We start from the raw sequence: 22,802 nt of genomic DNA, 5'->3' as shown, positions 1-22,802 counted from the left end.
CCCCGATCCTATGTTCCCCGATATGACCCAGCCCCTTGTCGACCCATTTCAGCGCACGATCGATTACCTGCGCGTGTCGGTCACCGACCGCTGCGATTTCCGCTGCGTCTACTGCATGTCCGAGAACATGACCTTCCTGCCCAAGAAGGAGCTTCTGACGCTCGAGGAACTGGATCGCATGTGCAGCGCGTTCATCGGCCTCGGCGTTAAGAAGCTGCGGATCACGGGCGGGGAGCCCTTGGTGCGGCGCAACATCATGTCGTTCTTCCGCGCGATGACGCGGCACCTGGATTCGGGCGCGCTGCGCGAGTTGACGCTCACCACCAACGGCAGCCAGCTCGAGCGGTTCGCGCAGGATCTGCACGCCGCGGGCGTGCGGCGCGTCAACATCTCGCTCGACACGCTCGACGCGCAGAAATTCGCCGACATCACCCGCTGGGGCCGCCTGCCGCAGGTGTTGCGCGGCATCGACGCGGCCCAGGAGGCGGGGCTGCGGGTCAAGATCAACGCCGTCGCGCTCAAGGGCTTCAACGAGGACGAACTGTTTTCGATGACGGAATGGTGCGCGGATCGCGACGCCGATCTCACCTGGATCGAAGTCATGCCGATGGGCGATATCGGCAACGAGGACCGGCTCGACCAGTATTGGAAACTGTCGGACCTGCGCGCGCGGCTGGCTGAACGCTACACGCTGACCGACATTCCCGAACGCACCGGCGGGCCGGCGCGCTACGTGCGGCTCGAGGAGACGGGACAGAAGATCGGCTTCATCACGCCGCTCACCCATAATTTCTGCGAAAGCTGCAACCGCGTGCGCCTGACCTGCACCGGGCAGCTCTTCATGTGTCTCGGACAGGAGGACATGGCGGACCTGCGCCCGGCGCTGCGCAACCACCCCGGCAGCGACGCCCCGCTCGAGGATGCGATCCGCGCCGCCATTGCGAAGAAGCCCAAGGGCCATGATTTCGACTATTCCCGCCAGAGCGTCGACGGCCGCGTCAGCCGCCACATGAGCCACACGGGCGGCTGATGTCGACCCCCCTGCCGGTCACGGTCTACGCCCGGTTGGCCGGCGTGCTCGCCCCCTTGACCCACTCGGGCATCAGGGCGAAGATGGCCGCGCAAAAGGTTGACGCAGAACGTTTTTCCGAAAAGCTTGGCCATGCGTCCCTGCCGCGCCCCGAGGGGCCGCTGCTCTGGTTTCACGCCGCCAGCGTCGGCGAAAGCCTGTCGGTGCTGCGTCTGATCTCGCTCATCGGGGCGCGCGCGCCCGGGCTTGGCTTTCTCATCACCACCGGCACCGCCACCTCTGCGCAGATCCTCGCGACGCGCCTGCCGCCGCGCTGCCGCCACCAGTTCGCGCCGCTCGACACGCGCCGCGCGGTCGAGCGGTTTCTCGATCACTGGCGCCCCGACGCCGCCGTCTTCGTCGAGAGCGAGCTCTGGCCAAACATGCTCACCCTCACGGCCGCGCGCGGCGTGCCGATGGCGCTTCTGAACGCGCGCATTTCCGAGCGTTCGGCGCGCGGCTGGAAACGGGTGCCCGCCACGGCGCGCCACCTGCTCGGGCTGTTCGGGGTGATCCACACGCAGGACGCGCGCACCACCCGCCACATGCACGAGATCGGCGCGACCCACGCCCGCACCGGCCGCAACATCAAGGCGGCGTCGGGGCCGCTGCCCCACGACGCGGACGCGCTTGCGCAGATCCGCGCGGCGCTCGGGGATCGCCCGGTCTGGGTGGCGAGCTCCACGCACCCGGGCGAAGAAGAGATCGTGCTCGACGCGCATCGCGCGCTCCTGGACGATCATCCGCGCCTTCTGCTGATCCTCGTGCCGCGCCACCCGGAACGCGGCGACCGGGTGCAATCGCTGATCAGGGCGCGCGGCCTCACCCTCGCGCGGCGCAGCGCGGGCGAGCAACCCGGAGCGGGCACGCAGGTTTATCTCGCCGATACGCTGGGCGAAACCGGGCTCTGGTATGCGGCGAGCCCCCTCGTCTGCCTCGGCGGGTCCTTCACGCCCGTGGGCGGGCACAACCCCTACGAGCCCGCCCATGCCGGGGCGGTGGTCCTGCACGGCCCGCTCTACGCCAATTTCTCGGACGCTTACGCGGATTTCGCGCAGGCGGGCGGCGCGGTCGAGGTGGCGGACGGCGCCGCGCTGCGCGAGGCGCTGGACGCGCTGTTGAAAGACGCCGACCGCCTCGCGGGTCTGCGCGACTGCGCGCGGGCCTTCGCCGCCGCGCAGGAGGACATGCTCGAAGCGCAGGCCGACACGCTCTTGCAGGCGCTCGGCCTTGGGGAGCCGGAGCCGCTCACATGCCCGAGCTGATCGTCACCAATTTCAACCGCAACTTCACCGGCGTCTCGGCCACCGCCGCCGGCGTTTTGCGCCAGCAGGCCACGCGGTACGACCTGCGGCTGGCGGGCCACCCCCTGCCCGGCTGTCCCGCGCCCGTCAGCGCGCGCGAGGCGACGCGCCTCTGCCGCCACGCGCCAAGGGGGCGTCCCTTCGCCATCTGGCACGTGCGCCGCAACCCCGAGATGCGCCGCGCGCTCTGGGCGCGGGACGTGCTGGGCCTGCCGGTGCGGATCGTCTTCACCTCGGCGGCGCAGCGCCGGCACTCGGCCTTTCCGCGCTGGCTGATCTCACGCATGGACGCGGTGATCGCCACGACTGAACGCGCCGCGGAATTCGTGCCTAACGTGCGCGCGGTGGCGCCGCATGGCGTCGATACGGATCGCTTCCGCCCGGCGGAGGATCGCGCCGCCGCATGGGCCGCGACGGGCCACCCGGGCCAGCGCGGCATCGCCACGATTGGGCGCATCCGCCCCGAAAAGGGCACGGACCGCTTCGTTGAGGCGATGATCGCGCTACTGCCGCAGGCGCCGGACGTGACCGCGCTGGTGATCGGGCGCGCCGCGCGCTCCGACGCCGCCTTCCTGCAGGATCTGCGCGATCGCGTGGAGGCTGCGGGTCTGTCGCGCCGCATCCTCTTTCCCGGCGAGGTCGCCGCCGACGCGCTGCCTGCGCTGCTGCGCGGCCTCTCGGCGGTGGTGCAATTGCCGCGCTACGAGGGTTACGGCATGGCCCCGCTCGAAGGGATGGCCAGCGGCGCGCCGTTCGTCGCGACCGATGCGGGCTATTACCGCAGCTTCTCGGACGGGGGCGCGGCGGGGATCATCACCGGGGATGCGCCCGAAGACGCCGCCCGCGACCTGCGCGACCTTCTGCGCGCGCCCGAACGGATCGAGGCGATGGGCCGCGCCGCGCGCGTTGCGGCGAAGACCCGTTTCGGAATCGAGCAGGAGGCGGACGCCATCGGCGCGGTCTATGACGCGCTCTGGGCGCAGGGGTGAACGCCTGGGGCACCGCAGCAAGTTCGCAGAATTTGCTTATGCCGGCAGGCGCCGCTCGACCAGTTCGGCCCACCAGCTGCACCCCGCGGGGATCGCCTCGTCGTTGAAATTGTATTCGGCGTTGTGAATCATCGCCGAATCGCCGTTGCCGACCAGGATATAGGCGCCGGGCCGTTCCTCGAGCATGAAGGCGAAATCCTCGCCCCCCATGATGAGCGGCGCCTCGGCGCAGTCCCCGGCCACGGCGCGCGCCACGTCGCGCACGAAATCAGTCTGCGCCTCGTGATTGACCATCACCGGGTAGTTGCGCTGGTAGTCGAGATCGAACCGCCCGCCCATCGCGGCGACCGTATGTTCGACGATCGTCGCAAAGCGGGCCTGCGCCAGATCGCGGATATCCTCGTTCAGCGTGCGCACCGTGCCCCTGAGCGTGACCGCCTCCGGGATGATGTTGTAGGCGGTCGAGGACGATTCGATCGAGGTGACCGAGATGACAAGCTGTTCGGTCGGGTCGGCGCTCCGGCTGGCGATGGTCTGAAGCGCCATGACCAGTTGGCTCGTCATCACGATGGGGTCGATCGTTTCGTGCGGTTTCGCCGCATGCCCGCTTTGCCCGGAGACCGTCAGCGTGAACTGGTCCGTGGCGGCGAAAAACGGCCCCGGCCGGATCGCGAAGGTCCCCAGCGGCACGCCGTGCCAGTTGTGCATGCCGTAAACCTCTTGAATGCCGAAACGGTCCATCAGCCCGTCGTCGCACATGACCTTGGCGCCGCCGCCGCCCTCCTCCGCGGGCTGGAAGATCACCGCAACCGCGCCATTGAAATTGCGCGTCTCGGCCAGGTATTTCGCCGCCCCCAGCAGCATCGCCGTGTGCCCGTCATGGCCGCAGGCGTGCATGACGCCGGGCGTCGTGCTCGCGTAGTCGAGCCCGGTCGCCTCGGTGATCGGCAGCGCGTCCATGTCCGCGCGCAGGCCGATCACCCTGCCGGAGGTATCGGCGCGGCCCCGGATCACGCCGACCACGCCGGTGCGCCCGATGCCGGTCACCACCTCGTCGCAGCCGAACTCGCGCAGCTTTTCGGCGACCAACGCGGACGTGCGGTGCGTGTCGAACAGCAGTTCGGGATGGGCGTGGATGTCGCGCCGCCATCCGGTGATCTCATCATGCATTTCTGCAAAGCGATTCTTGACAGGCATCGGTTGCTCCCGCTTCTCTGGCCGCGCCCAGTCTAGCCCCTAATCGCGCGGGGGACAAAGCCGATCGAGCCGCGGCGCCGCGGCCAGCAGCGCGCGGGTATAGGCATGTTCGGGGCGCGTCAGCACCTGCGCCGCCGGTCCGCTCTCGACGATGCGCCCGCCCTGCATCACCGCCACGTCATGCGCGATCTGCGCCACGACATTCATGTCATGCGTCACGAACAGGTAACTCAGCCCAAGCTCCGCCTGGAGCCTGCGCAAAAGGGCAAGGATTTCCGCCCGCACCGGCGGGTCGAGCGCCGAGACCGGCTCATCCGCGAGGATCAGCGCCGGGTTCAGCGCCAGCGCGCGCGCGATGGCCACGCGCTGCCGCTGCCCGCCCGAAACCTGGTGGGGAAAGCGCCGCATCAGCGCGGGATCGAGCTGCACCAGCGCAAAGAGCTCGGCCACGCGCGCGCGCCGCTCTGCGCGCGCGCCGATTCGGTAGTTGCGCAGCGGTTCGCCCACCTGCGCGCCAAGGCGCATGCGCGGGTCGAGGCTGTCCATCGGATCCTGGAACACCATCTGCATCCGCGCCCGCATGGCCCTGAGCGCCCGCCCCCTGAGCGCGCCGACCGCCTGCCCGTCGAAGGTGATGCGCCCCGCGCCCGCCCGCTCCATCTGCATCAGCGCGCGCGCGAGCGTGGTCTTGCCGCTGCCCGATTCCCCGACCAGCGCAAGCGTGCGACCGCGCCCGATCTCAAGGCTCGCGTCGCGCACCGCCGCGACCCCGTCATGCCACACGCCCAGCCCGCTGACCTGCAACAGCGGCGCCGCCCCGCGCGCGGGCGGCTCAGCCGGCGCGTCATCCGTGGCGCGCGCAGCGTCCAGCAACGCCCTTGTCGCCGGATGGCGGGGCGCGTCCAGAACCCGCCGGACCGGCCCTTCCTCCACGATCCGGCCCGCCTGCATCACCGCCACGCGGTCGGCGACCTGCGCCACGACGCCCATGTCATGCGTGATCACCAGAAGCGCCAGCCCCCGGTCCCGGCGCAGCCGGTCCAGCAGCGCGAGGATGCCGGCCTGCACCGTGACGTCGAGCGCGCTCGTCGCCTCGTCCGCGATCAGGACGTCTGGATCGCGGGCCAGCGCCAGCGCGATCATCACCCGCTGGCGCAGCCCCCCCGAGAGCTGATGCGGATACTGGCGCAACCGGCGCCCGGGCTCGGGCATGCCGACCTCTTCCAGCAACTCGCGGGCGCGCGCCTGCGCCGCGCCGCGCGGCGTTCTTCCCTGCAGGCGCAGCGCCTCGACCAGATGCGCCCCGACGCTCAGCACCGGGTTCAGAGCGCCCATGGGATCCTGGAACACGATCCCGATCCGCCGCCCGCGTACGCCGCGCAACACCGATTCGGACGCTTGCGCGAGGTCGATCTCGCCCTCCGCCCCGCGCAGAACGATGCGCCCCCCGGTCAGCCGCCCGCCGTCATGCCCCTCGAGGCGCAGCATCGCGAGGCCAGCGACGGATTTCCCGGCCCCCGACTCCCCGACAAGGCAAAGCGTGCGCCCCGCCTCCAGATCGAGCGACACGCCGTTCACCGCCTGCGCCTGCCCGCCCGCCGCGAAAGCGACGCCGAGGTTATCGAGGCTGAGCGGCGCGAAGCGGGACAGATCGGACCTCGGGATGCGGGGGTTGGGGGAACGGATTGCTTGCAGCCTAGGGCGCGCGATGCGACGCTGTCAAACAGCGCCATACGCGCCCGCCCGCCGCGCCGGGCCTGCACCCTTGGGACCGGATCGACATCATGACCTTGCGCATTCCGCTCATCCTGCTGACGCTGCTCACCGCCCCGCCCGCCGCCGCCGAACGCGGCGCGGACGGCGATCTGCGCATCCTCTACTGGCAGGCGCCCTCGACGCTCAATCCCTACCTTTCGGGCGGCATCAAGGATCTCGAGGCGGCGAGCCTGGTCCTGGAGCCGCTGGCGCGCTACGACCCGCAGGGCGACATGACGCCCTGGCTGGTGGACGTGATCCCGACGCCGCAGAACGGCGGGGTCAGCGCCGATCGCACGCGCATCACCTGGACGCTGCGCGAGGGCCTGCGCTGGTCCGACGGCAGCCCGCTCACCTCGCACGATCTGCGCTTTACCTGGCTCTATTGCACCGCCGAGGGCGGCGGCTGCGCCCAGGCCGAGAAGTTCCGCGACGTGATCGACGTGGAGACCCCGGACCCGCGCACCGCCACCGTCGTCTTCAATCAGCCCAAGCCGTTTCCCTACGGCCCCTTCGTCGGGCCGCAATCGCCGATCCTCCAGGCGGCGCAGTTCGCCGACTGCCTCGGGCCGCGTGCGCCCACCTGCGTCGAGGCCAACTTCGCCCCCCGCGGCACCGGCCCCTACGTGGTCGAGGAGTTCCGCGCCGGCGACGTCGTGCGCTACCGCGCCAACCCCGAATACCGCGACCCCGGCAAGCCCGCCTTCGCCACCGTCACGATCAAGGGCGGCGGCGACGCGGCCGCCGCGGCCCGCGCAGTGCTGGAAACCGGCGAATTCGACTACGCCTGGAACCTGCAACTCGCCCCCGAGGTGCTCGAACGGATGGAGGCGCGCGGCAAGGGGCGCGTGGCGGTCGCCTTCGGCTCTCTGGTGGAGCGGGTGGCGATCAACTTCACCGATCCCGACCCCGCGCTCGGGGCCGCCCGCTCGACCCGCGCGCACGCCCACCCAATGCTGAGCGACCCGGCGGTGCGGCGCGCGCTGTCGATGGCGCTGGATCGCGGCGTGATGACCGAGATCGGCTATGGGCGCGCGGGCCGGCCGACCTGCGATCTGCTGCCCCCGCCCGAGGGGCCGGACGCCGCCTGTCTCGAACAGGACATCCCCGGCGCGCGGGCGCTGCTGGATGAGGCGGGCTGGACCGACAGCGACGGCGACGGCGTGCGCGAAAAGGACGGCAAGCGCCTTCACCTGCTGTTGCAGACCTCGACCAACGCGGTGCGCCAGGACTTCCAGAGCATCATGAAGGAATGGTGGCGCCAGATCGGCATCGCGACCGAGCTGCGCAACATCGACCCTTCGGTGTTCTTCGGCGGCAACCCGGACAGCCCGGACACGCTTCAGAAATTCCACGCGGACCTGCAAATGTATGCCGGCGCCTATGACGGCGGCGACGCGGAGCCCTACCTCGCCACCTGGAGCTGCGACAAGGCGCCGGGCCCGGAAAACCAGTGGCAGGGCGCGAATGTCAGCCGCTTTTGCGAACCAAACTATGACGCGCTCGTGCAGGAACTGGCGAGCGCGGCCACGCTCGACGCGCGCCGCGCGCTGGAACGGCGGATGAACGACATGCTGGTGGCGGAGGGCGCGGTGATTCCGCTGGTCGATCGCGGCCGGGTCTCGGCCCATGCGCTCGATCTCGAGGGCACGGCGGTCAACGCCTGGGACAGCGAGCTGTGGAACATCGCCGACTGGCGCCGCGCGGCGCAATGAATCGCCAAGGCCCCGCGCCCCGGCCTGGCATCGGGCGCCGGCCCGGACAGGCGCGCGCCGCATGATCCGCTATACCCTCCGCCGCCTGGTTTTCGCCGCGCCGGTGTTGCTGGCGATCTCGCTCGTGGTGTTCCTGCTTCTCGACCTCGCGCCCGGCGACCCGATGGCGCAACTGCCGCTTTCCATCCCGCCCGAGGTCAAGGCCGAGATGCGCCGCGTGCTCGGGCTCGACGCGCCGCTGCCGGTGCGCTTTGGCAAGTGGGCGTGGCAGTTCTACGTGATCGAGCCGGCGACATGGATCGACCGCGCCCTCGGCACGGCGCTGACCGAAGACCGCCCGCGCATGATAAGCTGGCAGACGCGCGCGCCGGTGATGGACCTCATCGCGCAGCGCCTGCCGCAAACGCTCTGGGTGGTCGGCCTCGCCTATGTCGTCGGCATCCTCCTCGCCGTACCGCTTGGCCTCTGGTCGGCCTATCGCCAGTATTCCGCCTTCGATCAATTGGGCGGCGCGGTCAGCATCATCGGCTTCGCCGTCCCGCCCTTCTTTTCCGGCGTGCTGCTGATTTTGCTGTTCTCGGTGCATCTCGGGTGGCTCCCGTCGAGCTACGACACCACGCTGCGCGTCACCGGCTGGGACAGCCTGCTGGCGCAGATGCGCCAGATGGCGATGCCGGTCGCGGTGCTGAGCCTTCAGACCACCGCGCTCATCAGCCGCTACATGCGCGCCGCCGCGCTCGACGTGCTGGGGCAGGATCACGTGCGCGCCGCCCGCGCCCGCGGCTCCAACGAGCGGCGCGTGCTGATGCGACACGTGGCGCGCAACGCGATGCTGCCGGTGGTGAGCGTGATCGCGCTCGGGCTGCCGCAGGTCTTCGCGGGCGCCATCGTGACCGAGCAGATCTTCCGCGTGAACGGGGTGGGCCACCTGCTCATCACATCGATCCAGGCGGGCGATCTGCCCACCGTGCAGACGATCACCGTGCTGCTGGCCGTCTTCATCGTGCTTGCGAACCTCGCCGCCGACCTCATCTACGCCGCGCTCGATCCGCGGATCCGCTATGCGTAGGCCGTTCGCCCTCTGCGCCGGGGTCGCGCTGTTGACGCTCATCGTGCTGGCGGTGCTGGCGGGGCCGCTGCTCTGGTCCGTCCCGCCCGAGCGGATGGACCTTGCCGCGCGCAACGCGGGCGCGAGCCTCGCGCATCCGCTGGGGACGGACCAACTGGGGCGCGACCTGCTGGCGCGGTTGATGGCGGGCGGACGCATTTCGCTCGCCGTGGGGGGCGCCGCAATGCTCGCAGCGGTGGCGCTGGGGACGGTGATCGGCGTGGTCGCCGGCATGGTCCGCTGGCTCGACGGGCCGCTGATGCGGCTCACCGATCTCTTCCTGTCGCTGCCGCTGCTGCCGCTCGCGCTGATCGCGGTCACGCTGTTCCGCGCGCCGCTCGCCGCCGCGCTCGGGCCCGAGGCCGGGCTCTTCGCGCTCATCGTCGGCGTCATTGCCGCGACCAGCTGGATGCAGACCGCCCGCGTGTTGCGCGGCGAGGTGCTGGCGCTGATGGCGCGCAGCTTCATCGCCGCGGCGCGCAGCGCCGGCACGCCGCCGCTCGCGCTCGCGACCCGGCACATCCTGCCCAACGTCGCCTCGGCCATCGCCGTGTCGGCCACGCTCGCGGTGGCGGGGGCGATCATCACCGAAAGCACGCTCAGCTTCCTCGGCGTCGGCTTTCCGCCCGATTTCCCGTCCTGGGGGCGCCTGCTCGCCGACGGGACGGCCTACCTGGGCGATCGGCCGGGGCGCGCGCTCTGGCCCGGCGCGCTCATCTCGCTCACGGTGCTGGCGGTCGCCTATATCGGCGACGCGCTGCGCGACCGCAGCGATCCGCGCGGCCCGCGCTGAACGCGCTGAACGCGCCAGGGCTTTCCCTGGTGAAGATACCCCGGACCGGACGCCCTTGCCGGCGCGCCCTCAGCCGATCCGCGACAGCAGGCTCGTCACGCTCTCCTTGGCGTCACCGTAGAACATCCGCGTGTTTTCCTTGAAGAACAGCGGGTTCTCGATGCCCGAATAGCCCGTTCCCTGCCCGCGCTTGCAGACGAAGACCTGCTTGGCCTTCCACACCTCCAGCACCGGCATCCCGGCGATGGGGCTGTTGGGGTCGTCCTGCGCGGCGGGATTCACGATGTCGTTGGACCCGATCACGATCACCACGTCGGTCGAGGGGAAATCGTCGTTGATCTCGTCCATCTCCATGACGATGTCGTAAGGCACGCGCGCCTCGGCCAGAAGCACGTTCATGTGCCCCGGCAGCCGGCCCGCGACGGGGTGGATGGCGAAACGCACCTCCTTGCCCATGCCGCGCAGCTTGGTGGTGAGCTCGCTCACCGCCTGCTGGGCCTGCGCCACGGCCATGCCGTAGCCGGGCACGATGACGATGCTGTCGGCGTCTTCGAGCGCGGCGGCCACGCCGTCCGCCTCGATCGCGACCTGCTCGCCCTCGACCTCGGCCTGCGCGCCCGCCGGGCCGCCGAAACCGCCCAGGATGACGCTGATGAACGACCGGTTCATCGCGCGGCACATGATGTAGGAAAGGATCGCGCCCGAAGAGCCGACTAGCGCGCCGACGACGATCAACAGGTCGTTCCCGAGCGAAAAGCCGATCGCCGCCGCCGCCCAGCCCGAGTAGGAGTTCAGCATCGAGACGACCACCGGCATGTCCGCCCCGCCGATCCCCATGATCAGGTGATAGCCGACGAAAAGCGCCAGCAGCGTCATCAGGAACAGCGGAAAGAACCCGCCGCTGTTGAAATACCAGATCAGGCAGATCACCGACAGCGCCGCCGCCCCGGCGTTCAGCATGTGCCCGCCCGGCAGCTTTTGCGCGGCGGTGTTCATCTTGCCCGCCAGCTTGCCGAAGGCGACGATCGAGCCGGTGAAGGTCACCGCCCCGATGAACACGCCAAGGAAAAGTTCGACCCGCAGGATGTTGATCTCCACCGCGCTCTTGTGGGCAAGCACGGCGGCGAAGCCTTCGGTCGCCGCGCGCGCGGTTTCGTCCATCGCCAACACGCGGCCCAGCTCGAAATGCGCGTTGAACCCCACCAGCACAGCGGCGAGCCCGACAAGACTGTGCATCGCCGCCACCAGTTGCGGCATTTCCGTCATCTGCACGCGCTGCGCGATGACCACGCCGATGGCGCCGCCCGCCGCGATCAGCAGCAGCGACAGCAGCCACAAGCCCGAGCCGGGGCCGATCAGCGTCGCCAGCACCGCCAGCGCCATGCCGACGATGCCGTACCAGACCGCGCGTTTCGCGCTTTCCTGCCCCGACAACCCGCCAAGGCTGAGGATGAAGAGAACCGTCGCCACCACGTAGGCGGCCGTCGTGAATCCGTATTCCATCGCGCCGCCCCCCTCAGGATTTCTGGAACATGGCGAGCATCCGCCGCGTGACGAGGAAGCCGCCGAAGATGTTGATTCCGGCCATGAAGACCGACAGCATCGCCAGCAGCAGCACCAGCCACGATCCCGATCCGATCTGCAACAGCGCGCCGAGGATGATGATCGAACTAATGCCGTTGGTCACCGCCATCAGCGGCGTGTGCAGGCTGTGCGCCACGCCCCAGATCACCTGGAACCCGACGAAGACCGCCAGCACGAAGACGATGAAATGCTGCATGAAGCTGACCGGGGCGACCGCCCCCACCGCCAGCAGCAGCCCGCCGCCGATGGCCAGCATGCCCACCTGGTTGCGCGTCTGCGCCTTGAACGCGGCGACCTCCTGCGCGCGCCGCTCTTCCGGCGTCAGTTCCTTCGCCGCCGGTTTCTTGGGCTGCGCGGCGATGGCCGCGACCTTGGGCTTGGGCGGCGGATAGGTGACCTCGCCGCCATGCGTGACGGTCGCGCCGCGGATCACGTCATCCTCCATGTCATGCACGATCGCGCCGTCCTTCTCCGGCGTCAGATCGCTCAGCATGTGGCGGATGTTGGTCGCGTAAAGGGTCGAGCTCTGCGTCGCCATGCGGCTGGGGAAATCGGTGTAGCCGACGATGGTGACGCCGTTATCCGTGACGATCTTCTCGTCCGGTTCGGTCAGTTCGCAGTTGCCGCCCTTCTCGGCGGCGAGATCCACGATCACGCTGCCGGGCTTCATCGCCTCGACCATGTCGCGCGTCCAGAGCACCGGCGCCGCGCGTCCGGGGATGAGCGCGGTGGTGATGACGATGTCCATCTCGGGCGCGAGTTCGCGGAACTTCTCAAGCTGCTTCTCGCGGAACTCGGGGGACGAGGGCGCGGCGTAGCCGCCGGTTTCGGCCCCGTCCTGTGCCGCCTCCTCGAAATCGAGATAGACGAATTCCGCGCCCATGCTCTCGATCTGCTCGGCCACCTCGGGACGCACGTCGAAGGCGTAGGTGATCGCGCCGAGGCTCGTGGACGTGCCGATCGCGGCCAGTCCCGCGACGCCCGCGCCGACGACCAGCACCTTCGCGGGCGGCACCTTGCCCGCCGCCGTGACCTGCCCGGTGAAGAAGCGGCCGAAATTGCTCCCGGCCTCGATCACCGCGCGGTAGCCGGCGATATTGGCCATCGAGCTCAGCGCGTCCATCTTCTGCGCGCGGCTGATGCGCGGCACCATCTCCATCGCGATGACGGTTGCGCCCTTGTCGGCGGCCTGCTTCATCTGCGCGTCGTTCTCGGCGGGGTTGAAGAAAGTGATGAGCGTCTGGCCCTTGCGCAGCCGCTTGACCTCGGTGTCGGTGGGCACGCGAACCTTGGCGATCACGTCGCAGGCCTTCCAGAGCGCGGCGGGCGACTTGATGATCTCGACCCCCGCTTCCTTGTAGGCCGCGTCCGAAAACCCGGCCCTCTCGCCGGCGCCGGTCTCGATCGCGCAGTCATGGCCGAGCTTCTGCAATTGCCGCGCCGAGTCCGGCGTCATGGCGACGCGCGCCTCGCCGTCCAGCACTTCCCTGGGCGTTCCGATCTTCACCTGTCCATCCCCCCGTCTTGATCGTTCGGCGTGTTTATTTCACATAGCTCGTCGACATGCGAGCCGGAGTTTCAGGCACGTCGCATCCAGTCGGAAAATCACAGCCAGCGACGGGTCTTCTGGCAATAGCGCGCGAAATCGGCGCGGAACTTGCGGCGCAGGCGATCCTCCTCGGGGATGACGAAGCGCCGCTCGATCCACCACAGGAAAACCGGGATCAGCACCAGCGAGAGCACCGCGTCCCAGCGCAGGATGAACCCGGCGAGGATCGCGAGGTCGCCCAGGTAGATCGGGTTGCGCGAGCGCCGGTAGATGCCGGAGGTGACCAGCCGGTCCGCCTCCATGTGCGGCATGATCGTGGTCCGCGACCGCCGCAACTCAAGCGCCGACAGCAGGATCAGCAGGATTCCCGCCCCGATGAGAAGCCCGCCGGCAAAATCCGCCCAGGGCCCGCCGAAGCCGAGCCCGAGATCGAAACAGCGCGCCTGCGCCCAGGCCAGCGCGAGGCAGAGGATCAGCCAGACCGGCGGCGTATCAAGCAGTTGCATCGGTTTCATCGGCGCGTTTCCTACGGGCGGGGCGGCGCGTCTTGCGCCGCGTTGTTCGCGCGGGGCTATATGCTACGCTGCGGCAAAAGGAAATCGGAATGACCCGGGGCGAGTTCAACGCCTTCTGCGCCCGCCTGCCCGCCGCCAACCATGTGGTTCAGTGGGGGAATGCGGATGTCTGGAAGGTCGATACCAAGGTCTTCGCCATCGGCGGCTGGGCAGAGGGACAGGATGCGTTCACCTTCAAGGTCTCGGACATCGCGTGGGAAGTGCTGCGCGACCAGCCGGGGCTGCGCCCCGCGCCCTATCTCGCCTCGCGCGGAATGAAGTGGTTGCAGCACCACGCCCCGCCCGGCCTGCCGGATGCGGAGCTGCGCGAACACCTGATGCTGTCTTACCTTATGGTGGCCGAAAACCTCACCCGCAAGCGGCGCCGCGAACTGGCGCTCCCGGACACGCTTGACGCATTGCGGGAAGCGGTAGGCGTCTAGGGTCCGGCCAGATGCGCCTCGGCGGGGCCGCAATTCGTCCCGCATTGGCCCGGATTCCGCCCCGTTGGCGCCGCGCGGATCTGCCAAGGCTGGGGGAACGCACCCCGAATGAGGACCGGACCGATGCAGAAGTCACGCCCGAAACAACAGGATAGCGGCAAGGGATGCGCCGCCTGCACGCAGCAAATCTGCGCCAATTCCGGAAAAGCCAGCCGGGCGGTTTCGGCCCGGTCGTTCTTTGCCGGCCCCCTGACAGGCGCGCCCGTCGCACCGGCGCCGCGCGCGGGCTAACGCCGTCTCAGGCGGATCTGCGCGCCATACCCGCACCCCGGGCGGCCCAGGCGCGGGCCGCGTCCCCGAAGGCATTGAACAGAACCCGCGACACCGGATCCCTGGCCGCGTTCCACTCGGGGTGCCATTGCACCGACAGGGTGAACCCGGGGGCGTCGCGCACGTAGATCGCCTCGGGCGTTCCGTCCGACGCGAGGCCGTCGATCACGATATCCGGCCCCGCCGCCTTGATCCCTTGCCCGTGCAGCGTGTTGGTCATCACCTCCTGCGCGCCCATCAGCCGGTGAAACACGCCGCCATCGGCGAAATGCACCTTGTGACGCAGGGCGAACTGTTCCTCCAGCGTGCCGTCGGGCGGCATGCGGTGGTTGTCGCGTCCCGGCAGGTCGCGGATCTCGGGGTAGAGCGTGCCGCCCATCGCCACGTTGACCTCCTGGAAGCCGCGGCAGATGCCGAAGAACGGCTGGCCGCGCTCCACGCAGGCCCGGATGAGCGGGATCGCGATGGCGTCGCGGGCCTCGTCGAAGGCGCCATGCGCCTCGGTCGGCTCCTCGCCATACTGGCCGGGATGAACGTTCGGGCGCCCGCCGGTGAAAAGGAACCCGTCGCAATGTTCGAGCAGTTCAGGGATGCTCACGTAGTCCGGGTCGCTCGGGATCACCAGCGGCATGCATTGCGCCGGCCCGGCGATGGCCGCACAGTTCATGCCGCCCGCCGCCTGAACCGGAAAGCGGTTGTCGATCACGTATTGGTTGCCGATGATGCCGATAACGGGTCTGGACATGCGCGCGCCCCTGTCACTTGCTTCCTCTGCCGTGATACAGGTGCGGCCGCGTCGTGCCAAGCGGGCAAAGCCCCGCGGGCGATCACTCGGTCGTGGTCGCCGCAGGCTCGGATGCGCCGTCGCCGACGGGCTCATCCGCCGGCGGGTCGAAATAATCCATCCACACCAAGACCCCCAGGAACGCGAGCACGGCGACCGCCAGCGCGCCCCCTATGCCGACCAGAGGTCCCTTGTGACGTTTTTCCTGCTTCTCGAGATTCGTGTCGGGTGGCGACATCGAAGTTCTCCTTTCCGCCTCGCGTTTCCTTATCGGGATCGCCCATTGAAGACGCCCCCGCGCGACACTAACGTCCGGCGGGACATGAGGTTCCAAAGCCCGGAGTGCACTGATGAAAGACGCCGTCCCCCAGACCATCCGCCTGTCGGACTACACGCCCCCCGCATACCTGGTGGACGAGGTTCATCTTACCTTCCGGCTCAACCCGTCCGCCACGCGGGTCACGTCGCGGATCGCCTTCCGCCCCAACCCCGAGGCGCGCGAGCGGCGGTTCAAACTCGACGGCGAAGGGCTGAAACTCATCCGTGCGATGATCGACGGCGAACCGGTCACGCCGGCGCTGAGCGACGCCGGCCTCACCTGCGACGCGCCCGACGCGCCCTTCACCTGGGAGGCCGAGGTCGAGATCGACCCCGAGGGCAACACCGCGCTCGAAGGGCTCTACATGTCGAACGGCATGTACTGCACGCAATGTGAGGCCGAGGGTTTTCGCAAGATCACCTATTACCCCGACCGTCCCGACGTGATGGCGGTCTTTACCGTGCGCATCGAATCGGACCTGCCCGTGCTGCTGTCCAACGGCAACCCGGTGGAACGGGGCGAGGGCTTTGCAGAATGGCATGATCCCTGGCCGAAACCGGCCTATCTCTTTGCGCTGGTGGCCGGGGATCTCGTCAACCACCCCGGCCGTTTCACCACGAAATCGGGCCGCGAGGTCGACCTGAACATCTGGGTGCGCCCCGGCGACGAAGGCAAATGCGCCTTCGGAATGGAGGCGCTCAGGGCTTCGATGCGCTGGGACGAAGAGAAATACGGGCGCGAATACGATCTCGACCTCTTCAATATCGTCGCGGTCGACGATTTCAACATGGGCGCGATGGAGAACAAGGGGCTCAACGTCTTCAACTCCTCCTGCGTGCTGGCCAGCCCGGAGACCTCTACCGACGCCAATTTCGAACGGATCGAGGCGATCATCGCGCATGAGTATTTCCACAACTGGACCGGCAACCGCATCACCTGCCGCGACTGGTTCCAGCTCTGCCTGAAGGAAGGGCTGACCGTCTTTCGCGACAGCCAGTTCACCGCCGACATGCGCAGCGCGCCGGTGAAGCGCATAGGCGACGTGATCACCCTGCGCGCCCGTCAGTTCCGCGAGGATAACGGCCCGCTCGCGCACCCGGTGCGGCCCGAAAGCTTTGTCGAGATCAACAATTTCTACACCGCCACCGTCTATGAAAAGGGCGCGGAGCTGATCGGGATGCTCAAGACGCTGGTGGGCGACGACGCCTATTACCGCGCGCTCGACCTCTATTTCGAGCGTCACGACGGGCAGGCCTGCACCATCGAGGACTGGCTCGCCGTGTTCGAGGACGTGACCGGCCGGGACCTGGCGCAGTTCAAGCGCTGGTACGAGGAGGCCGGCACGCCGCGCATCGACGTGGAGGAAAGCTGGACCCCCGGGGCGCCGGGCGCGCAAGGGGGCGGAACCTATACGCTCACCCTGCGCCAGCACACCCCGCCCACCCCGGGACAGGAGGTCAAGAACCCGCGCGTCATTCCGGTCAAGGTGGGCCTCATCGGCCCCAACGGGGACGAGGTCGCCGAAACCCGCGTGCTGGAACTGACCGAGGCCGAACAGAGCTTCGCCTTTGAAGGGCTGACCGCGAAACCCGTGCCGTCGATCCTGCGGGAATTTTCCGCGCCGGTGATCCTCAACCGCGACAGCGACGCCGCCGAGCGCGCCTTCCTGCTTGCCCATGACACCGACCCGTTCAACCGATGGGAGGCGGGCCGCGCGCTCGCCCGCGAGGGGCTGATGGCGATGATCGTCGAGGGCGCGGCGCCCGACCGGCACTACCTCGACGCGATCGAGCGGGTCGCGCGCGACGAGACGCTCGATCCCGCCTTCCGCGCGCTCGCCCTCGGCCTGCCGAGCGAGGAGGACATGGCGCAAGCGCTGTTCGACGCGGGCCACACCCCCGACCCGCAGGCGATCTGGGAGGCGCTCGACGCGCTCAAGAGCGCCCGTGCGCACGCCATGCAGGACATCGCCGCCACGCTCTATGACGCCCACCAGGTGCGCGCGCCCTACCGACCGGACGCAGAGCAATCGGGCGCGCGCAGCCTTGCCAACGCGGCGCTGGCGATGCTTGGCCGACTCGATGGCGGCGCCCGCGCGCAGGCGCAGTATGACGCCGCCGACAACATGACCCAACAGCTCGCCGCGCTGACCTGTCTCGTCCGCGCCAACGCGGGCGACGCGGCGGTGCAGGCCTTCTACGACCAGTGGCGACACGACCGGCTGGTGATCGACAAATGGTTTGGCCTGCAAATCCTCAACGCCGAACCCGCCCGCGCCGTGGAAGTAACCAGGAGACTGACGCAACACCCCGATTTCACGCTGAAGAACCCCAACCGCTTCCGCGCGGTGCTGGGCGCGCTCACCGCCTTCCCCGCCGGGTTCCACGACCCTTCCGGGGCGGGCTACGCGCTGCTCACCGACTGGCTGCTGAAGCTCGACCCGCTCAACCCGCAGACAACCGCGCGGATGTGCTCGGCCTTCGAGACGTGGCGGCGTTACGATGCGGATCGGCAGACGCTGATCAAGGCTCAGCTCGACCGGCTCCTCGCGCAGCCCGGGCTCAGCCGGGACACCGCCGAGATGGTGGGCCGCATCCGGGGGAACTAGCGGTCGGCGCGGCGCATCGGCGGCGCGGCGGGGCGCGCCTTGGGCCGGGGCGAGCGCGTGATCGCGCAGTAGCTCTGCCCGCGCAGCCAGGCCGCCATCTCGGCGCGCTTGCGCTTGGAGCGCATCGGCCCCCAGTCCGCCGCCACCCCGCGCCAGCGCCCGTCACGCAGCGCGATGGCCCGGTCGCGCGGCACCGTCCGGGCGAGGATTCGGATCGCGCAACTCAGGTTGGCGTTTCCGTTCTTCAGCGCCTGTCCGGACCGCGCCCGGCAGCCATAGCCGCGCGCCGTCGATGGCTGGATCTGCAACAGGCCGAACCACCGCCCGCCGCCGCCGACCGCGTTCGGGCGCCAGGTGCTCTCGTACTTGGCCAGCGCCGACAGGAACCCGACCCAGAAGGCGCGACGTTGCGGCGGGGCGGCCGTCTCGTAGCCGGGGCACCACTGGGCGATGTCGCGCGGCACGCTCGCGGCCAGGGGCGCGCCGTGTGTGCGCAACGCCTCCAGCGCGCTGCGCGTCCATTGCGCGGATTCCGGCCGATGGGCCCAGCGCATCGGCGGCGGAGCCGGGGCGCGCGCGACCGGCCTGACCTCCGCGTCATCCGGGAACGCGCCAGTCGGGGCGGAAATTATCAAGAAAAAACAAAGGGCAGCTCGCAGCATCCCGCATGATTGCCGGAATCCCGGACAATGGCAATGGGCGGGCGCGGCGGGCGCATTGTTCCCGGCTTCTCCTTGGGCCGGTCATGTTTTGGCCCGAATGGCCGCGCATCCTGCCTGTGACGTCACCATGAACTCCCCGCAACGAGGCCCGTTCCGCCGTGCAACCGCCCGATCCCGCGACCATCACCCGCCTGCTCCGCCGACTGCCGGTCATGCGCGCCATGCGCCGGCTGACCGGGTCCGGAGCGCCGTCCCTTCACGACCTCGACATGCTCAGCCGGCGCATCATCCTGCCGTCCATGCCGATCACGGACGAGGAGATGGCCCGCGCCGAATTCCAGGATCGCGGCCTGCGGTTCGCCCGGCAGGAGCAATGGGCCGAACTGGCCGAGGCCATCCACGACGCCGATGCCGCCCGCACCGCCACGCCGGGGGGCGAATCGGCGGCGATGCTGCTCGCCTTCGGGGCGCGCAGCGACGTGGTGGCGATGGCCGAGGACGCTCTCTTTGACGGCGTCGCGCCGCCGCAGGACGGCATCGACGCGTTCGAATCGATCCTGAACGATCACCCGGACGATTACGCCCTCGCAATGATCGTGGCGATGGCGCATGTCGATATCGGCTGGGCCTGGCGGAACGCGCCGGCGGGCGCCGGCAGCCACGCGCCCGAGGATCGCGAAGCCCGCTTCCGCCGCCATTTCGACCGGGCCGCCGGGGTTCTCGCGCCCCATAGCGGGCTGGCCGAGAACGCCCCCTCTCTCGCCGCGGCGGAATGCGCGCTCCTGGCCGCGCTGAGCCAGACCGATCGGCGGATCTCGGACGATTTCGAGGACCTGATCGACCTCGACCCCACTGGCTCGCGCCACATGCGCGCCCTCGGGCAGACGCTCCTGCCCGCGCGGCTCGGCGATTACCACACGCTCGAGCTCGAGGCGCGCCGCACCGCCGCGCGCACCGGCGACGTCTGGGGCGCGGGCGCCTATGCGTGGGTCTATCTTGACGCGCTGGCGCTCGATCCGGGCGCGCTCGGGCTGATCGACACCGTGTTCTTCGGCGACGGGCTGCGCGACATCATCGCGCGCTGCCCCGACCAGCACACCGCCAACCTGCTCGCCGCCTTCTGCGCCATTTCGATGCGCCCGCGCGACGACGACCCGGCGCCGATCGCGCGGGTGCGCGCGGCGCTGCACGCCAACCTGCGCTGGATCCTCTCCGATCACCTGCACGAACTGCATCCCTTGATCTGGACGCAGGCGCTTCACCACCCCGGCCAGACGCCCCGCCTGCCCTCGCGCCGCGCGCTGATCAGCGAAGGGCGGCGCACCGCGCTGCGCGCCATCGCGTCGATCTTCGCCGATGACATCGCCGATGGCGGCAGCATCGCGTTCTCGCCCGCGGGCATGTATCGCCTGCCCACGATCTGACGCCGCGCCGGGCGCGGGTCACTGGCGCATGTTGTCACAGGCCCAGTCCCGAATCGCGTCGATCACCGGCGCCATGCGCGCGCCTTTCTCGGTCAGGTGATATTCGGACCGCGGCGGGGATTGCGAATACTGCCGGCGTTCGATCAGGCCCGCCGACTGCATCCGCCGCAGCCGCGCTGACAACGTATTGGGAGAAATGCCGAGATATTCCTGAAGGTCCAGGAACCGGCGCGCGCCGTGTTCCAGAAACTCGTTGAGAATCAGCAAGGACCAACGATCCCCGATAACTTCGATCGCGGCGCGCGTGGTCCGCCATTCGTATTCACTGGTACGCATGAGGAGACCCCGGGCGCTCATATCAAACATCTTATGTTGAGGATAGAACCGGTCTTTGCGCGGAAATGCAATCGCCTCAGAGAGGCATCGGGCGGCGCGCCATTCACGCGGACGTTGCGTATCCCGCGAACGTTGCCATTTGATCACAATCCGGCGGACCTTGCCCCGCAAGGCGCGCTCAAATAAAGCGTTGCGTCACAGGCATGGGTCCGGCGGGACCGGACGCCTGTGCGGCGAGGCGACGACAAGGGAAGCAAATTATGCTCGATCTGACCTACGAGACCCCGAAACCCCGCGTGATCGCAGGCGCGAAACACGATTGGGAACTGGTGATCGGCATGGAGGTCCACGCCCAGGTCGCCTCGAAGGCCAAGCTGTTCTCGGGCGCCTCGACCGAATTTGGCGCCGAGCCCAATTCGAACGTCGCCTTCATCGACGCCGCCATGCCCGGGATGCTGCCCGTGATCAACGAATTCTGCGTCGAACAGGCGGTGCGCACGGGGCTTGGCCTCAAGGCGCGAATCAACCTCAAATCCGCATTCGACCGAAAGAACTACTTCTATCCCGACCTGCCGCAGGGCTACCAGATCAGCCAGCTATACGAGCCCCTGGTGGGCGAGGGCGAGATCCTCGTCGACATGGAGCCCGGCGTCGCCCGGCGCGTGCGGATCGAGCGTATCCACATGGAGCAGGACGCCGGCAAGTCGATCCACGACATGGACCCGGCCATGTCCTTCGTCGATCTCAACCGCACCGGCGTCTGCCTGATGGAGATCGTCAGCCGCCCCGACATCCGCGGCCCCGAGGAGGCGGCGGCCTATGTGACCAAGCTGCGCCAGATCCTGCGCTACCTTGGCACCTGCGACGGCAACATGCAGAACGGCAACCTGCGCGCCGACGTGAACGTGAGCGTCTGCCGCCCCGGCGATTACGAACGCTACCAGGAAAGCCAGGATTTCTCGCATCTGGGCACGCGCTGCGAGATCAAGAACATGAACTCCATGAGGTTCATCCAGCAAGCCATTGATTACGAAGCAAGACGCCAGATCGCGCTGTTGGAGTCCGGCGGCGAGGTCGTGCAGGAAACGCGCCTATATGACCCCGACCGGAGCGAGACCCGTTCGATGCGCTCCAAGGAAGAGGCGCATGATTACCGCTACTTCCCCGACCCCGATCTCCTGCCGCTCGAGATCGAACAGGACTGGGTCGACGGCATCGCCGCGTCCCTGCCCGAACTGCCGGACGCCAAGAAGGCGCGTTTTGTCACGGATTACGGCGTCACCGAATACGACGCCTCCGTGCTCACCGCCGACCGCGACCTGGCCGCCTATTTCGAGGCCTCAGTGGGCGGCGGCGACGGCAAGAAGACCGCCAACTGGGTCATCAACGAAGTGCTGGGCCGCGCCAACAAGGCCGAACTCGCGCCGCAGGACATCGCCGCGCCCGAGGTCAACGCCGCCATCCTCGCGATGGTCGCCGCCGACGAAATCAGCACGAAGATCGCCAAGGACGTGCTTGAAATCCATATCGAAACCGGCGACGCGCCCGGCAAGATCGTGACCGAGCGCGGGTTGAAACAGGTGACCGACACCGGCGCAATCGAGGAAGCCGTCGACAAGATCATCGCCGACAATCCCGCGCAGGTCGAGAAGGCCAAGCAGAACCCCAAGCTCGCCGGCTGGTTCGTCGGACAGGTGATGAAGGCCACCGGCGGCAAGGCCAACCCCAAGGCGGTGAACCAGATCGTCGGCGCGAAGCTGGGCCTCTGACGTGACCGCCGCGCCGGAGGTTTCGGGCCTGATGGAGATCGAGCCCGGCTGGATCGACTTCAACGGTCATCTCAACATGGCCTATTACAACGTCCTGTTCGACCGGGGCGCGGACCATGCCTATCCGCGTCTCGGCTTTGGCGCGGACTACGCGCGCGAGCGGCGTATGACCACCTACGTGGCCGAATTTCATGTCCGCTACTTGCGCGAATTGCACCTGGGCGACCGGGTGCGCGCGTCCTTCCGGCTGCTCGACTTCGACGCGAAGCGCTTTCACAGCTACCAGGAGTTGCGGCACGAGGACGGCTGGCTCGCCGCGACAGCCGAGGGGCTGACGCTGCATGTGGACATGACCGGTCCGCGCGTCGCGCCGATGCCCGGGGACGTGATGGAGAACATGACGAAAATGCAGGCCGAGCACGACCGCCTGCCCCGCCCCGAGGGGATCGGGCGCCCCATCGGCGTCCGGCAGCGTCGCTGAGCCGCGTTTTGCGGCTTTCACCCAAGCGC

Annotated in this window: 20 protein-coding genes; 11 read left to right on the top strand and 9 right to left on the bottom strand. The window is 68.8% G+C overall.

The window, feature by feature from the left end; all coding sequences use genetic code 11:
* Positions 1-22: 22 nt before the first annotated feature.
* The 3 genes from moaA to D6850_RS08940 are packed head-to-tail and all read left to right on the top strand — an operon-like array spanning position 23 to position 3,362.
* Positions 23-1,030: a GTP 3',8-cyclase MoaA gene (gene moaA, locus D6850_RS08950; RefSeq protein WP_121166879.1), complete on the top strand. Its 1,008-nt coding sequence runs from the start codon at positions 23-25 to the stop codon at positions 1,028-1,030.
* Positions 1,030-2,334, top strand: coding sequence for a 3-deoxy-D-manno-octulosonic acid transferase (locus D6850_RS08945; RefSeq protein ID WP_121165988.1), 1,305 nt, complete (start codon positions 1,030-1,032; stop codon positions 2,332-2,334). The genes moaA and D6850_RS08945 overlap by 1 nt, the downstream gene beginning before the upstream one ends.
* Entirely contained in the window at positions 2,322-3,362 is a 1,041-nt protein-coding gene (locus D6850_RS08940; RefSeq protein WP_121165986.1) for a glycosyltransferase family 4 protein, read from the top strand. Before D6850_RS08945 ends, D6850_RS08940 begins: the two co-directional genes overlap by 13 nt.
* A gap of 36 nt (positions 3,363-3,398) precedes the next feature.
* Here the strand turns inward: D6850_RS08940 and D6850_RS08935 are convergent, their stop codons facing one another.
* Positions 3,399-4,559 (bottom strand): M20 aminoacylase family protein, encoded by a 1,161-nt coding sequence (locus D6850_RS08935; protein WP_121165984.1) that lies wholly within the window; start codon positions 4,557-4,559, stop codon positions 3,399-3,401.
* 39 nt (positions 4,560-4,598) lie between these two features.
* Positions 4,599-6,209: a dipeptide ABC transporter ATP-binding protein gene (locus D6850_RS08930; RefSeq protein ID WP_281272581.1), complete on the bottom strand. Its 1,611-nt coding sequence runs from the start codon at positions 6,207-6,209 to the stop codon at positions 4,599-4,601.
* 134 nt (positions 6,210-6,343) lie between these two features.
* Between D6850_RS08930 and D6850_RS08925 the strand changes: the two genes are divergently transcribed.
* The 3 genes from D6850_RS08925 to D6850_RS08915 all read left to right on the top strand — a co-directional run bounded on the left by D6850_RS08925 (position 6,344) and on the right by D6850_RS08915 (position 9,930).
* Positions 6,344-8,029: a peptide ABC transporter substrate-binding protein gene (locus D6850_RS08925; RefSeq protein WP_121165980.1), complete on the top strand. Its 1,686-nt coding sequence runs from the start codon at positions 6,344-6,346 to the stop codon at positions 8,027-8,029.
* A 61-nt stretch (positions 8,030-8,090) separates the two neighbouring features.
* Positions 8,091-9,098, top strand: coding sequence for an ABC transporter permease (locus tag D6850_RS08920; protein WP_121165978.1), 1,008 nt, complete (start codon positions 8,091-8,093; stop codon positions 9,096-9,098).
* Complete coding sequence (locus D6850_RS08915; RefSeq protein WP_121165976.1) at positions 9,091-9,930, top strand: ABC transporter permease; 840 nt, start codon at positions 9,091-9,093, stop codon at positions 9,928-9,930. The genes D6850_RS08920 and D6850_RS08915 overlap by 8 nt, the downstream gene beginning before the upstream one ends.
* A gap of 69 nt (positions 9,931-9,999) precedes the next feature.
* On the opposite strand, the gene D6850_RS08910 is transcribed toward D6850_RS08915, so the two are convergent.
* From D6850_RS08910 to D6850_RS08900, 3 genes are all read right to left on the bottom strand, one after another.
* A complete protein-coding gene (locus D6850_RS08910; RefSeq protein WP_121165974.1) occupies positions 10,000-11,433 on the bottom strand; it encodes an NAD(P)(+) transhydrogenase (Re/Si-specific) subunit beta in 1,434 nt (477 codons plus the stop codon).
* A 13-nt stretch (positions 11,434-11,446) separates the two neighbouring features.
* Positions 11,447-13,021, bottom strand: a complete 1,575-nt coding sequence (locus D6850_RS08905; protein ID WP_121165972.1) for a Re/Si-specific NAD(P)(+) transhydrogenase subunit alpha — start codon at positions 13,019-13,021, stop codon at positions 11,447-11,449.
* Between the two features lie 98 nt (positions 13,022-13,119).
* On the bottom strand, positions 13,120-13,569 hold the full coding sequence (locus D6850_RS08900; protein ID WP_121166877.1) for a methyltransferase family protein: 450 nt from the start codon (positions 13,567-13,569) through the stop codon (positions 13,120-13,122).
* A 98-nt stretch (positions 13,570-13,667) separates the two neighbouring features.
* On the opposite strand from D6850_RS08900, the gene D6850_RS08895 reads away from it, so the two are divergent.
* The gene (locus tag D6850_RS08895; RefSeq protein WP_121165970.1) at positions 13,668-14,060 is read left to right on the top strand and encodes an MmcQ/YjbR family DNA-binding protein; all 393 of its coding nucleotides are present in this window, start codon (positions 13,668-13,670) and stop codon (positions 14,058-14,060) included.
* A gap of 298 nt (positions 14,061-14,358) precedes the next feature.
* On the opposite strand, the gene D6850_RS08890 is transcribed toward D6850_RS08895, so the two are convergent.
* Complete coding sequence (locus tag D6850_RS08890) at positions 14,359-15,135, bottom strand: gamma-glutamyl-gamma-aminobutyrate hydrolase family protein (RefSeq protein ID WP_121165968.1); 777 nt, start codon at positions 15,133-15,135, stop codon at positions 14,359-14,361.
* Positions 15,136-15,217: 82 nt separating this feature from the next.
* On the bottom strand, positions 15,218-15,412 hold the full coding sequence (locus D6850_RS08885) for a hypothetical protein (protein ID WP_121165966.1): 195 nt from the start codon (positions 15,410-15,412) through the stop codon (positions 15,218-15,220).
* Positions 15,413-15,524: 112 nt separating this feature from the next.
* On the opposite strand from D6850_RS08885, the gene pepN reads away from it, so the two are divergent.
* Positions 15,525-18,101 (top strand): aminopeptidase N, encoded by a 2,577-nt coding sequence (gene pepN / locus D6850_RS08880; RefSeq protein WP_121165964.1) that lies wholly within the window; start codon positions 15,525-15,527, stop codon positions 18,099-18,101.
* Here pepN and D6850_RS08875 read toward each other — a convergent pair.
* Positions 18,098-18,655, bottom strand: a complete 558-nt coding sequence (locus tag D6850_RS08875; RefSeq protein ID WP_342769533.1) for a transglycosylase SLT domain-containing protein — start codon at positions 18,653-18,655, stop codon at positions 18,098-18,100. The genes pepN and D6850_RS08875 overlap by 4 nt on opposite strands.
* 266 nt (positions 18,656-18,921) lie before the next feature.
* Here D6850_RS08875 and D6850_RS08870 point away from each other — a divergent pair, with 266 nt between their 5' ends.
* Positions 18,922-20,187: a hypothetical protein gene (locus tag D6850_RS08870; protein WP_121165960.1), complete on the top strand. Its 1,266-nt coding sequence runs from the start codon at positions 18,922-18,924 to the stop codon at positions 20,185-20,187.
* A gap of 18 nt (positions 20,188-20,205) precedes the next feature.
* On the opposite strand, the gene D6850_RS08865 is transcribed toward D6850_RS08870, so the two are convergent.
* A complete protein-coding gene (locus tag D6850_RS08865) occupies positions 20,206-20,694 on the bottom strand; it encodes a winged helix-turn-helix transcriptional regulator (RefSeq protein ID WP_206019233.1) in 489 nt (162 codons plus the stop codon).
* Positions 20,695-20,783: 89 nt separating this feature from the next.
* Here D6850_RS08865 and gatB point away from each other — a divergent pair, with 89 nt between their 5' ends.
* Together gatB and D6850_RS08855 are read left to right on the top strand one after the other, a co-directional pair.
* Positions 20,784-22,292 carry an Asp-tRNA(Asn)/Glu-tRNA(Gln) amidotransferase subunit GatB gene (gene gatB, locus D6850_RS08860; RefSeq protein WP_121165956.1) on the top strand — a complete coding sequence of 503 codons (1,509 nt, stop codon included), beginning with the start codon at positions 20,784-20,786 and terminating at the stop codon, positions 22,290-22,292.
* A gap of 1 nt (position 22,293) precedes the next feature.
* A complete protein-coding gene (locus D6850_RS08855; RefSeq protein WP_425452374.1) occupies positions 22,294-22,773 on the top strand; it encodes a thioesterase family protein in 480 nt (159 codons plus the stop codon).
* Positions 22,774-22,802: the final 29 nt, after the last annotated feature.

Origin of the sequence: Roseovarius spongiae, assembly GCF_003651245.1 — a bacterium.
Taxonomy (GTDB): Bacteria; Pseudomonadota; Alphaproteobacteria; order Rhodobacterales; family Rhodobacteraceae; genus Roseovarius; species Roseovarius spongiae.
This window is presented reverse-complemented; position numbering and strand designations above follow the sequence as displayed.